Genomic DNA, 281 nt, shown 5'->3' with positions numbered 1-281 from the left:
ATAACCCATATTCAAAATAATTAAGGATTTATAGGGGATTGCAATGGAAATTATTAATACATTAGAAACAAAAATTGATTCTCTATTAGCAAGTTACGTGACAGGTGTTAGTAGTAATATAGCTTCTGCAATTGTTCCTATAGCTTTGACTGCTGCAAAAATTTATATCCTGATCATTGGCTACAATATTGCGACTGGTGCACAAGAAGATTCTATTTATACCGCTTTAAGGAAGTTTTTTAAGATCGCTTTTGTTGGTGGAATTGCTTTAAGTGCTGGAG

At 32.7% G+C, this 281-nt stretch carries 1 pseudogene; it reads left to right on the top strand.

Annotation, left to right across the window (positions count from 1 at the left end):
- Positions 1-43: 43 nt before the first annotated feature.
- A pseudogene (locus ACG9ZB_RS17230) lies at positions 44-281 on the top strand (hypothetical protein); the annotation flags it as partial.

This window comes from Acinetobacter johnsonii, from assembly GCF_048551975.1.
Taxonomy (GTDB): Bacteria; Pseudomonadota; Gammaproteobacteria; order Pseudomonadales; family Moraxellaceae; genus Acinetobacter; species Acinetobacter johnsonii_A.
The sequence above is the reverse complement of the archived record's forward strand: the minus strand, read 5'-3'. Positions and strand labels throughout refer to the sequence as shown.